The following is a 10,966-nucleotide window of genomic DNA, read 5'->3' on the forward strand; positions in this document are numbered from 1 at the left end:
GCGCGACCCGGGTCTGGCTGGCCGGTCGGCCCGCCGGTCACTCCGGTGTGGACGACTACCTCTACACGGGCTGCGACGCCGTCGCGGCGCTGGAGACGACGCTACGTGACCTGGGGGTGGCGTGATGGGCGCTCGGATTCCCGACTTCTCCGACCTGCCGCTCGGCGACCCGCCCGCCGCCGCCGACCTCGGCCGGTGGCGCGACGCGGTGCGCGCCGAGACCGGCGGTGACCCCGAGGCGCTCACCTGGCAGACGCCGGAGGGCGTCGCCGTCGCGCCGCTGTACACCGCCGCCGACCGGGCCGGGCTGGACTTCCTCGGCACGTACCCGGGCATCGCCCCGTACCTGCGCGGCCCGTACCCGACCATGTACACCACCCAGCCGTGGACGATCCGCCAGTACGCGGGCTTCTCCACCGCCGAGGAGTCGAACGCCTTCTACCGGCGCAACCTGGCCGCCGGCCAGAAGGGCCTGTCGGTCGCCTTCGACCTGCCCACCCACCGGGGGTACGACTCCGACCACCCCCGGGTCGCCGGGGACGTGGGCATGGCCGGGGTGGCCATCGACTCGATCCACGACATGCGGCAGCTCTTCGACGGCATCCCGCTGGACCGGATGAGCGTGTCGATGACGATGAACGGCGCGGTGCTGCCGGTGCTGGCGCTCTACATTCTCGCCGCCGAGGAGCAGGGGGTGGCGCCGGAGCAGCTCTCCGGCACCATCCAGAACGACATCCTCAAGGAGTTCATGGTCCGCAACACGTACATCTATCCGCCGCAGCCGTCGATGCGGATCATCTCCGACATCTTCGCCTACACCTCGGCGCGGATGCCCCGGTTCAACTCCATCTCCATCTCCGGCTACCACATCCAGGAGGCCGGTGCGACCGCTGACCTGGAGTTGGCGTACACCCTCGCCGACGGGGTGGAGTACCTGCGCGCGGGGCGCGACGCCGGGCTGGACGTGGACGCCTTCGCGCCCCGGTTGTCGTTCTTCTGGGCGATCGGCATGAACTTCTTCATGGAGGTGGCGAAGCTGCGGGCGGCCCGGCTGCTCTGGGCCCGGCTGGTCCGCGACTTCGGCCCGACGAACCCGAAGTCGCTGAGCCTGCGCGCCCACTGCCAGACCTCCGGCTGGTCGCTGACCGCGCAGGACGTGTTCAACAACGTGATCCGCACCTGTGTGGAGGCGATGGCCGCCACCCAGGGGCACACCCAGTCGCTGCACACCAACGCCCTCGACGAGGCGCTGGCGCTGCCGACCGACTTCTCCGCCCGCATCGCCCGCAACACGCAACTGGTGCTGCAGCAGGAGTCGGGTACCACCCGGGCGATCGACCCGTGGGGTGGCAGCGCGTACGTCGAGCGGCTCACCCACGACCTGGCCGCCCGCGCCTGGCAGCACATCGCCGAGGTGGAGGCGGCCGGGGGGATGGCCCGCGCGATCGACGAGGGCATCCCGAAGCTGCGGATCGAGGAGGCCGCCGCCCGTACCCAGGCGCGGATCGACTCCGGCCGGCAGCCGGTGATCGGGGTCAACAAGTACCGCCCCGACGCCGACGAGCCGATCGACGTCCTGAAGGTCGACAACCGGGCGGTCCGGGCGCAGCAGGTGGAGAAGCTGCGCCGGCTGCGCGCGGACCGGGACGAGGCGGCGTGCACCGCGGCGCTGGAGGCGCTGACCCGGGCGGCCGGTGCCGCGCTCGACGGCACCCGGGGGCCGGGGCTCGACGGCAACCTGCTCGCGCTGGCGGTCGACGCGGCGCGCGCCAAGGCCACCGTCGGGGAGATCTCCGACGCGCTGGAGAAGGTGTACGGCCGGCACGCCGCGCAGATCCGTACCATCTCCGGGGTGTACCGGAACGAGGCGGGAGCAGTGTCGGCCATCGGGCGGGTCCGGGACGCCACGGCGGCGTTCGCCGTCGCCGAGGGACGCCAGCCCCGCATCCTGGTCGCCAAGATGGGGCAGGACGGCCATGACCGGGGCCAGAAGGTGATCGCCACCGCCTTCGCCGACCTCGGCTTCGACGTCGACGTGGGCCCGCTGTTCCAGACCCCGGCCGAGGTGGCCCGGCAGGCGATGGAGGCCGACGTGCACGTCGTCGGCGTCTCCAGCCTGGCCGCCGGGCATCTCACCCTGGTGCCGGCGTTGCGCGACGAGCTGGCCGCCCTGGACCGCGACGACATCATGATCATCGTGGGTGGGGTGATCCCGCCGCAGGACTTCGACGCGCTGCGCGCGGCGGGCGCCTCGGCGATCTTCCCGCCGGGCACCGTGGTCGCGGAGGCCGCGCTGGACCTGCTCGCCGAGCTGTCCCGACGGCTCGGCCACGGGGCCGCGTGAGCGGCGGCGGGCGCATCCCCCCGGTCGAGGCGTACGTCGAGGGGGTGCGCGCCGGCTCGCGGGCCTGGATCGCCCGCGCCATCACCCTGGTCGAGTCCACCCGCCCCGACCACCGGGCGGCGGCGCAGCGGCTGCTGGTCGCGCTCACCCCGTTCGCCGGAGGCGCCCGCCGGGTCGGCATCACCGGGGTGCCGGGGGTCGGCAAGTCCACCTTCATCGACGCCCTCGGCAGCCGGCTGACCGCCGACGGGCACCGGGTGGCGGTGCTGGCGGTCGACCCGTCCTCCACCCGCACCGGCGGCAGCATCCTCGGCGACAAGACCCGGATGGCCCGGCTCGCCACGAACCCGGCGGCGTTCATCCGGCCCTCGCCGACCGCCGGCACCCTCGGTGGGGTCGCCACGGCCACCCGGGAGGCGATCGTGGTGGTCGAGGCCGCCGGGTACGACGTGGTGCTGGTGGAGACCGTCGGCGTCGGCCAGTCCGAGACCGCCGTGTCGGAGATGGTTGACTCGTTCCTGCTGCTCACCCTCGCCCGCACCGGCGACCAGCTCCAGGGCATCAAGAAGGGGGTCCTGGAGCTCGCCGACGTCATCGCCGTCAACAAGGCGGACGGGCCGCACGTGACCGACGCCCGCCGCGCCGCCCGGGAACTCGCCGGGGCGTTGCGGCTGCTGCACCCGCCCGACGGTGGCTGGCAGCCGCCGGTGGTCACCTGCAGCGCGCTCGACGAGACCGGCCTCGACGACGTGTGGCGGCAGATCCGCCAGCACCAGGACACTCTGGACGCCAGCGGTGACCTCGCCGAGCGCCGGCGGCGTCAGCAGATCGGCTGGGTCTGGGCGATGGTCCGGGCCGAGGTGCTCGACCGGCTGCGTACCCACCCCGAGGTGCGGGCGCTCGCCCCGACGGTGGAGCGGCAGGTCGTCGAGGGCACCCTCACCCCGGCGCTCGCCGCCGAGCGGCTGCTGGCCGGGTTCGCCCGGCCCGTCGACGCCTCCGCCGAACCGGGCTGACCGGCCGACGCCGGGTCACCGCAGCCGTCGCGCGCGCAGGACGGTGTCGTGGGTGTGGTGCGTCCCGGCGGGGGCCGGCGCGGTCCGGGGGCGGGTCTCGTCGACCAGGATCGTCCAGTCCCGGTCGAGCAGCCCGGCGATGTCGTGGGGCTGGTAGAAGTCGTGGGGGTCGAGGTCGGACTCCCGGTCCGGTGGCAGGTCGGCGAGGTCGTGGCCGGCGACGAGCAGGGTGCCGCCGGGCGCGACGGCGTCCAGCAGGCCGCGCAGCGCGGTGTGGTCCGGCTGCCGGGGGAGCGGGAAGTACTGGGCGGACACCAGGTCGAACGCGCCGGCCGGGGGTGCGGTGCGGGTCAGGTCGACCGGTGTCCACGTCACCCGGTCCGCGACGTCCGCGCCCCCGGCGGCGGCGCGGCGCAGGGCGACCGGGGAGATGTCGAGGGCGGTGACCCGCCAGCCGCGCCGGGCCAGCCAGTGTGCGTCGCCGCCCTCGCCGCAGCCCACGTCGAGGGCGTGTCCGGGCGGCAGGTCGGTGACCTCGGTGACGAGCACCCCGTTGGGTGCGCCGCTGAACAACTGGTCCCGGCTGCGGTACCGCTCGTCCCAGAACTGGGCGTCCATCGTCTGCTCTCCTCGCTGGTGGGTGACGGGCCGGGGCCCCGCTACCGGTGACCACCCGTCGCCCCGAACCTGCCCCCGGCCGGGCCCGGCCGACAAGTTCTTTTGCCGGAACGGCACACCGTGGACCCGGTCGGCCGACGACGCACCCCCGTGCCGGCCGCGACCCGCAGGGTCAGCCCACCGGGTCCGGGCCGAGGTGCCGGTGGGCGGCGGCCACCAGGTCGGCCGGGTAGCCGGGGCGGGGCCGGTCGATGACGTCGCGGGGAGGCCCCTGCTGCACCGGTACGCCCTCGTGTAGGACGACGATCCGGTCGCAGGCCTGGACGGCCTCGCCGAGGTCGTGGGTGATGAACAGGACGGCCAGGCCGATCGTGTCGGCGAGGTGCCGCAGGGTCGAGGCGATCCCGGCGCGGGTGGAGACGTCGAGCATCGAGGTGGCCTCGTCGGCGATCAGCAGCACGGGTTCGCCGACGAGGGCCCGGGCGATGGCGACGCGCTGGCGCTGACCGCCGGAGAGCTGATCGGGCCGGCTGTCGAGCAGGTCGGCGGGCGCACCGGCCAGGTGCAGGGCCCGCCGGACCCGGTCGGGGTGCAGGCGGGCCGGGACCCCGGCGATCCGCAGCGGCTCCGCGACGAGGTCCGCCACCGGCATCGCCGGGTGCAGGGTGGTGTAGGGGTCCTGGGCGACGAAGCCGAGCCGGTGGCGGACGGCCCGCAGCCGCCGCCCGCGCAGCGGGGACAGGTCGGTGCCGGCCACCTCGACCCGCCCGGTGGTGGGCCGCAGCAGGCCGAGCAGGATCTGCCCGAGGGTGCTCTTGCCGCTGCCGCTCTCGCCGACGACGCCGAGGATCGTCCCCGGCGACAACCGGAGGTCCACGCCGGCCAGCGCCGTGGTGCGGCGGTGGCGGCTGCGGTAGACGTGGCCCACACCGGTCAGCACCGCCACGGGTGCACCGCTGCCCGCCCGGGGGCCGCCGTGGTCCGCCTCGGGACTGCGGGTGCCGCCGTGGCCCGCGCCCGGGTCGGGGGACGCCGGCTGTCGCCCCTGGGCGGGCGGCACGGCGGGGGCCGGTGGCACCGCGACGGTGGGGAACAGCAGCGGCCGGTCGGCGCTCGGCTGGTGGCAGGTGACCACGGCCGGGCCGAGGGCCACCGGCGAGGGCCGGTCGGTGTGACAGGTCCCGCTCGTCCAGGGGCAGCGGGCGGCGAAGGAACACCCCGGGGTCAGCTCGGCCCGCGCCGGGGCGGTGCCCGGGATGCTCGTCCAGGCCACGTCCCGGCGCAGCGACGGCGTCGCCGCGAGCAACCCCCGGGTGTACGGGTGGTGGGCGGCGCCGGTGGCCGGCCCGGACTCGACGAGCGTGCCGGCGTACATGACCGCGATCCGGTCGGCGACGCCGCGCAGCGCCGGCAGGTCGTGGGAGATGATCAGCATGCCGACCTGGCTGCGGGTACGCAGGTCGACCAGCAGGTCCAGGAGGTGGTTCTGGGTGACCAGGTCGAGTCCGGTGGTGGGCTCGTCGGCGACGACGAGCCGGGGCTCACCGGCCAGGGCCAGGGCGATGGCCACCCGTTGACGTTGCCCGCCGGAGAGCTGGTGGGGGTAGGCGTGGGCGGTGGCCGCCGGCAGCCGGACCCGGCCGAGCAGGTCGACCGTCCGGGCAATGGCGGCGGGCCGGGACGCCCCGGTGTGCAGCCGGACGATCTCGACGAGCTGGTCGCCGACGCGGCGGACCGGGTTGAGTCCGGTCATCGCCCCCTGGGGCACGATGCCGATCCGGCTGCCCCGGATGCCGTACCAGTCGCGGCCGGTGCGGTCGACGAGTTCCACATCGTCGAGGCGGGCGCTGCCGGTGACCGTGGAGCCCGCCGGCAGGAGCCCGAGCAGGGCCTTGGCGACGGTGGACTTGCCGGAGCCGGTCTCCCCGGCCAGCGCCACGATCTCGCCGGCGGCGACGGTCAGGTCGACGCCGCGGGCGGCCGGCTGGCCGGTGGGGTAGACGACGGTGAGGTCGGTGACGGTCAGCATCAGCGGGCCTGCCGGAGGGTCGGGTTGAGACGGTCCTCGGTGGCCACCCCGACCAGGGCGAGGGCGGTGACGGTGGCCACGATCGCCAGGCCGGGGGGCAGCGCCCACCACAGCCAGGCGTCGGTGAGCATCGCACCCCGCACCGACGCCCAGTGGATCATGGTGCCCCAGCTCGGGAGCGTCGGGTCACCCAGACCGAGGAAGGCGAGACTGGCGTCCAGGACGATGGCGGTCATCGCGGCCCGCACGAAGACCGGCACGAGCAGTGGCGCGACGACCGGCGAGGCGTGCCGCCACAGCAGGTACCAGGCGGACGCGCCCATCGCCCGGGCGGCCTGGAGGTGGCCGCGCGACCACGCGGCGAGGACCCCGGCCCGGACCAGCCGGGCGGGCCCGGCCCAGAGCAGGGCGGCCACCACCACCGCCCGCACGCCGAGGCTCGGCCCCAGGAAGGCCGCCGCGAGGATCAGCAGGGGCAGGAAGGGCAGCGCCAGGATCAGGTCGACGCTTCGCATGACGAGCGCCGAGGCCCACGGCGGCACCAGCCCGGCGAGCCCTCCCACCAGCGCCGCGACGGTGGTGGCCGCCACCGCCACGAGCAGGGCGATGCCGAGCGACCCCCGGGCGCCGATCACGAGTTGGGCGAACAGGTCCCGGCCGAGGTCGTCGGCGCCGAGCCAGTGCTCGGCCGACGGCGGCGCGTACGGCCGGGCGACGCGCTCCCGGCCGTCGGTGCCCAGCAGCCAGGGCCCGACGGCCGCGACCACGGCCAGGGCCCCCAGCAGCACGATGCCGGTCCCGCCGGCCACCCGGCCCGCCCTCACGACCGGCTCCGGGCGCGGATGCGCGGATCGAGCAGCGGATAGGTGAGGTCGGCGAGGGCGTTCATCGCCAGGACGGTGACGACGAGGGTGAGGAAGGTGCCCTGCATCATGGGGTAGTCACGCCCCTGGATCGCGTCGAAGGTGAGCCGGCCCAGGCCGGGATAGGCGAAGACGGTCTCGACGACGAGCGCGCCACCGACCAGCCAGCCGAGCTCCATCATCAGTTGGGTGTGCACCGGCAGCAGGGCCGGCCGGAGCAGGTGGCGGGTGACCACCCGCCGGTACGGGACGCCCCGGGCGTGCGCGTGCTCGACGTGCGGGGCGTGCAGGGCCGATGCCACCGAGAAGCGGGTCACCAGGAAGAACTGCCCGATGCCGGTGGCCACCAGCACCCCGACGGGCAGCACCAGGTGGGCGGCGAGGTCACCGACCGCGGCCAGCCCGGTGTGGCCCGGCGTGCTGGCGCCGAAGGTGGGGAGCGCCCCGAGGTGCACGCCGAAGAACAGGATGCAGAGCATGCCGACCCAGAACGCGGGCGCGGCGTCGAGCAGCAGCACCCCGGCCAGCAGCAGGTTGCCCCGGCCGTGTCGTCGGCGCAGCCCGGCGACCACCCCGAGCAGCACCCCGATGGTGGCGGTGAGCAGCAAGCTGGTGCCCACGAGCAGCAGCGTCCAGGGCAGCGCGTCGGCGATCGCCTGCACGACCGGACGGCCGCCGGTGAACGACGTGCCGAAGTCGAGCCGGACCAGGTCCGCCAGGTAGTGGCCGAACTGGACGTGCAGCGGCCGGTCCAGCCCGTAGGCGGCGACGACCTGCGCCCGCGCGGCCGGGTCCAGGTCGCCGACGTCGGCGCCGCCGATGGTCCGCAGCGGACCGCCCGGCAGGGCCCGGGGCAGCAGGAACGTGATGGTCAGCGCGACCGCCAGCACGGCCAGGTACCCGCCGGCCCGGCCCAGCGCGGCCCGGCCCAGCCCGGTCCGGGTGCGGGCCGGGCGCGACGTCGTGGTCATCTCAGTCGTTGCCCGCGACGAGGGAGTGCCGGTGCAGCAGCCCCGCCCCCTGCTGGTAGGTCCAGCCGGCGAAGACGTCGCTGCGGTACGCGTAGGCCCCGGCCGGGTAGTACAGGGTCACGAACGGGGTCTTCGCCGCGATGAGCTGCTGCAGCCGTCCGGCGGCGGCCTGCCGGTCGGCCAGCGTGGTGGTGGCGTTCAGTTCGGCGGCGGCGGCGTCGAGTTCGGGGTCGACGATGCCGGTCACGTTCAGCCGGCCCACCTTCGGATCGCTGGCGACCAACCCGGCGAGCCGGGTGTAGTCGGTCATCGTCGGGGCGGACCAGCCCCACAGGGCGAGGTCGAAGTCACGTCCCTTGGCGACGTCGAAGTCCGGCCACACCTTCGCGTCGACCGAGTCGGCGTCCATGGCCCGGACGGTCGCCTTGACGCCGACCGTGCCGAGCATCTCGCTGATGAGTTCCGCGGCCCGGACACGGTCCGGGCTGTTGGCGTAGACGAGCAGGTCGAAGGCGAGGGGCCGGCCGTCGAGGACGCGGATCCCGTCGGCGCCGGGGGCGGCGCCGAGGGCGTCCAGGGCCGCGGTGGCGGCGGCGGGATCGTGGGTGTGCCGCAGGCCGGTGTCCGCGCCCGGGGCCTGCGGGTGCCAGAAGCCGGGGCTGCCGACGGTGCCCTGGCCGAGCAGGATGGTGTCGACCAGGTCGGTGGTGTCGATCGCCGCGGCGAGGGCGCGGCGCACCTCGACCCGGTCGAACGGGGCCTTGCCGTCGTTGAAGACCAGCAGGGTGCTGCCGAAGTGGGATCCGGTGGCCACCGTGACGCCCCGCTGGCCGGCGAGCTGGTCCTTCAGGTTCGCCGGTACGGTGCCGGCGACCATCTGCACCTCGCCGGTGCGCAGCGCGGCCAGCGCGGTCTGCTGCTCCGGAATGACCGACACGGTGAGCTTCTCGACGCGCGGCGTACCGATCGGGTAGCCGGTGTGGGCGGTCAGTTCGTACCGGCGGTCCGGCTCGTAGCTGGCCAGCCGGTACGGACCGGTGCCGACCGCCGCGGTGACCGGTGCCTGCTCCGGGTCGGTGATCGTCGACCACACGTGCCGGGGCAGGATCGGCATGTCCGCCAGGAGCCGGACCGGGAACTCCGGGTCCGGACGGCTGAGCGTGACGACCACCGCGCCGTCGCGGACCTGCACGGTGTCCACCCCGGCCAGTGGGGCGGCGAACCGCACCGTGTCGTGCTGGCGGTAGTAGTCGATGGTGAACACCACGTCGTCGGCCGTAAACGGTCTGCCGTCGTGCCAGGTGACGTCGCTGCGCAGCGGCAGGGTGAAGACCCTGCTGTCCGGGCTGGTCGTCAGCCCGGTGGCCAGCAGCGGGGTGACCTGGTTGCCGGTGTCCAGCGTCAGCAGGGTGTCGAAGACCAGGGTCAGCAGGTTGTAGCCGGGATACCCGGTCGTGTACGTGTACGGGGTCAGGGTGCCCTCGTCACCGGCGACGGCGATGGTCACCGCCGGGGCGGTCCGGGGCTGGTCCACGGCCGGAGCCTCGTCCCCGCCGGCAGAGCAGCCGGCGACGGCGAGCAGCAGCCCCGCCGCGAGGAGCCGCAGGGTGGGTGTGCCTCGGCGGCGGGTACGTGGTGACACGGTGCGGCACCTCCTGGAACGGGACCGGTGACCTGGCGGTTCCGGCCGGAGGTCGGCGGTGTCCCCACGAACCGGTGGGGGTGCCGACGGAGCGGTCGATGGGGGAGTCGGGTCCTGCTGGTCGGGGCCGACGGGCGGCGCCCGTCGAGTGGCCCGGGGAGTGGCTCCGGTACCGGATCGTCAAGGTCATCAGTGTGGTGGTCGGCGCGAACCGGTGGCAAGAGCCACGGTGGGGCGGTCGGCGACAATGGACGGTCCTCCCTGCTGGCACCCGGTCACGCACCGGCCCGACCTGGGCAGGTACGTGATGGGTCGGGAAAGATCCACCGGAAGTTCCCGGCCGTCGGTGCCGCCGCGCCCCGCAGCGGAGGCGGTGCCGGGGCCACTCCGGGCAGTGATCGACAGTGCTGGATTCAAGGGGGGTGTCGTGGCATGCTGACACCCATGGAAGTGCGCGTCCGCCGGACGACCCTGCGCCTGCTGACCACCTTCCGCAGCTCCCGCCTCGCCTACGACTCGATCGACACCTGCGTCGCCACGATCGTGCACCGTGGCGTCGCCGGCCAGGGCGAGGGAACGCCGGCCTGGGCGCACGGCGAGCACCTCGACGAGGTCGTCGAGGCGGTCGACGCCGAGGGGGCGACGGTCCTCGGTGACGACCTGTCGGACCCCGACCGGGTCCTCGACCGGGTGGCGGACTGGGACGCCCCCGTCGGCGCCCGGATGGCCCTCGACGGCGCGGTGCACGACTGGCTGGGCCGGGTCGCCGGGCGACCGACCTGGCAGCTCTTCGGCCAGCCCCGCACCCTGGCGCAGCCGACCGGCCACACCATCGGCATCGCCGACACCCCCGGGACCCTGGCGGCGGTGGCCGCCGCGCCGCCGGTGGGGGCGCTCAAGATGAAGGTCCGCGACGCCCGGGACCTCGCGCGGCTCGTCGCCGTCCGGGCCGCGACGACCCTGCCGATCCGGATCGACGCCAACGAGGCGTGGGACTTCGACACGGCCCGGGACCTGACCCCGCGCCTGCGGGAGCTGGACATCCAGCTCGTCGAGCAGCCCTTCCCCACGGGGGACGTCGACGCCTACCGCCGGTACCGGGAACTGCCCGACCGGCTGCCGGTCTTCCTCGACGAGGGCTGCACCGACGTGGCCAGCGTCCACACCGCCCGGCACCTCGCCGACGGGGTGGTGGTCAAGCTGGCCAAGTCCGGCGGCGTCCGGGCCACCGCGCGGGTGATGCGGGCCGCCCGGCGACTCGACCTGGCGGTGATGCTCAGCTGCAACTGCGAGTCGGAGTTGGCGCTCAGCCAGGCCGCCCTGCTGGCACCCCTGGCCCACCGGATCGACCTCGACAGCCAGTTCCTCCTGCGGGATCCCCCCTTCCGGGGCCTCGGGCTCGACCGGGGGCGGATCGTCCTGGGCGACGCGCCCGGCCTCGGGGTCCTGCCCCACCCCCCGACCCCCCGCGCCCCCGCGACCA

General features: G+C 74.9%; 8 protein-coding genes. 3 read left to right on the forward strand and 5 right to left on the reverse strand.

Features of this window, described 5'->3' with window-relative positions:
• The first annotated feature begins 124 nt into the window (after positions 1-124).
• Positions 125-2,344, forward strand: a complete 2,220-nt coding sequence (scpA, locus tag AWW66_RS29190) for a methylmalonyl-CoA mutase (protein WP_067373091.1) — start codon at positions 125-127, stop codon at positions 2,342-2,344.
• Positions 2,341-3,360, forward strand: coding sequence for a methylmalonyl Co-A mutase-associated GTPase MeaB (gene meaB / locus AWW66_RS29195; protein WP_245648535.1), 1,020 nt, complete (start codon positions 2,341-2,343; stop codon positions 3,358-3,360). The genes scpA and meaB overlap by 4 nt, the downstream gene beginning before the upstream one ends.
• A 15-nt stretch (positions 3,361-3,375) precedes the next feature.
• On the opposite strand, the gene AWW66_RS29200 is transcribed toward meaB, so the two are convergent.
• From AWW66_RS29200 to AWW66_RS29220, 5 genes are all read right to left on the reverse strand, one after another.
• Positions 3,376-3,978 (reverse strand): class I SAM-dependent methyltransferase, encoded by a 603-nt coding sequence (locus tag AWW66_RS29200; RefSeq protein WP_067373094.1) that lies wholly within the window; start codon positions 3,976-3,978, stop codon positions 3,376-3,378.
• Between the two features lie 172 nt (positions 3,979-4,150).
• Positions 4,151-6,007, reverse strand: a complete 1,857-nt coding sequence (locus tag AWW66_RS29205; protein ID WP_067373097.1) for an oligopeptide/dipeptide ABC transporter ATP-binding protein — start codon at positions 6,005-6,007, stop codon at positions 4,151-4,153.
• Positions 6,007-6,831 carry an ABC transporter permease gene (locus AWW66_RS29210; RefSeq protein ID WP_067373099.1) on the reverse strand — a complete coding sequence of 275 codons (825 nt, stop codon included), beginning with the start codon at positions 6,829-6,831 and terminating at the stop codon, positions 6,007-6,009. The genes AWW66_RS29205 and AWW66_RS29210 overlap by 1 nt, the downstream gene beginning before the upstream one ends.
• Positions 6,828-7,841: an ABC transporter permease gene (locus AWW66_RS29215; RefSeq protein WP_067373102.1), complete on the reverse strand. Its 1,014-nt coding sequence runs from the start codon at positions 7,839-7,841 to the stop codon at positions 6,828-6,830. The genes AWW66_RS29210 and AWW66_RS29215 overlap by 4 nt, the downstream gene beginning before the upstream one ends.
• Before the next feature lies 1 nt (position 7,842).
• Entirely contained in the window at positions 7,843-9,483 is a 1,641-nt protein-coding gene (locus AWW66_RS29220; RefSeq protein ID WP_067373105.1) for an ABC transporter substrate-binding protein, read from the reverse strand.
• A 444-nt stretch (positions 9,484-9,927) separates the two neighbouring features.
• Here AWW66_RS29220 and AWW66_RS29225 point away from each other — a divergent pair.
• Positions 9,928-10,966 (forward strand): enolase C-terminal domain-like protein (locus AWW66_RS29225; RefSeq protein ID WP_157528111.1); only part of this gene is annotated, 1,039 nt, incomplete at its 3' end.

This window comes from Micromonospora rosaria (assembly GCF_001567585.1).
Lineage (GTDB): Bacteria > Actinomycetota > Actinomycetes > Mycobacteriales > Micromonosporaceae > Micromonospora > Micromonospora rosaria.

What these genes read in the sequence shown, in the direction of transcription:
- AWW66_RS29200 (WP_067373094.1), bottom strand. Translation starts at nt 3,978, where the DNA reads ATGGACGCCCAGTTCTGGGACGAGCGGTACCGCAGCCGGGACCAGTTG.
- AWW66_RS29215 (WP_067373102.1), bottom strand. Translation starts at nt 7,841, where the DNA reads ATGACCACGACGTCGCGCCCGGCCCGCACCCGGACCGGGCTGGGCCGG.
- scpA (WP_067373091.1), top strand. Translation starts at nt 125, where the DNA reads ATGGGCGCTCGGATTCCCGACTTCTCCGACCTGCCGCTCGGCGACCCG.
- AWW66_RS29205 (WP_067373097.1), bottom strand. Translation starts at nt 6,007, where the DNA reads ATGCTGACCGTCACCGACCTCACCGTCGTCTACCCCACCGGCCAGCCG.